This is a genomic window from Dehalococcoidia bacterium (assembly GCA_025054935.1).
In the GTDB taxonomy this organism is placed as follows: domain Bacteria; phylum Chloroflexota; class Dehalococcoidia; order SpSt-223; family SpSt-223; genus JANWZD01.
Window position 1 is genome coordinate 1 of sequence record JANWZD010000091.1, and the last position, 501, is coordinate 501.

Consider the following 501-nt stretch of genomic DNA (forward strand, 5'->3'; position numbering starts at 1 on the left):
CCACAGTTGCGGCAGCTCATCCAGGCTGAAGCGGCGCAGGAAACGCCCCACACGTGTCATACGCGGGTCGTCGCGGATCTTAAAGAGCGGACCGTCCGCCTCGTTCAGCTCGCGCAGTTGCTCAAGCTCACTTTCCGCGTTCTGGTGCATGGAGCGAAACTTGTGGATCATAAACGGCCTGCCTCCGATGCCCACCCTGGTCTGGGAGAAGATGACCGGGCCGGGCGAGTCGAGCTTGATCGCCAGCGCGATCAGTGCCATCAGAGGTGCGCTCAATGTCAGCCCAATCACCGCGCCGGCAATATCCATCCCCCGCTTGATCAGTTGCGCCGTTTTGCTGAATCCTATGTCGCGCACACCGACCAGAGGGATGCCCCCCAGATAGTCCACGTCCACCTGGCTCAGGCTCATCTGGAACAGGTCAGGCACGATGTGGGCACTGACCTTTCTCCTCTCACACTCCCGCATGATAGACACAATTTTCCGGTGATACATCCAGGG

Annotated in this window: 1 protein-coding gene; it reads right to left on the reverse strand. The window is 59.9% G+C overall.

All coding sequences use genetic code 11. From position 1 onward, the window contains the following. Positions 1-468: sugar transferase (locus NZ773_16425; GenBank protein ID MCS6803509.1), on the reverse strand; the 468-nt coding region annotated here is incomplete at its 3' end. Between the last annotated feature and the right edge of the window lie 33 nt (positions 469-501).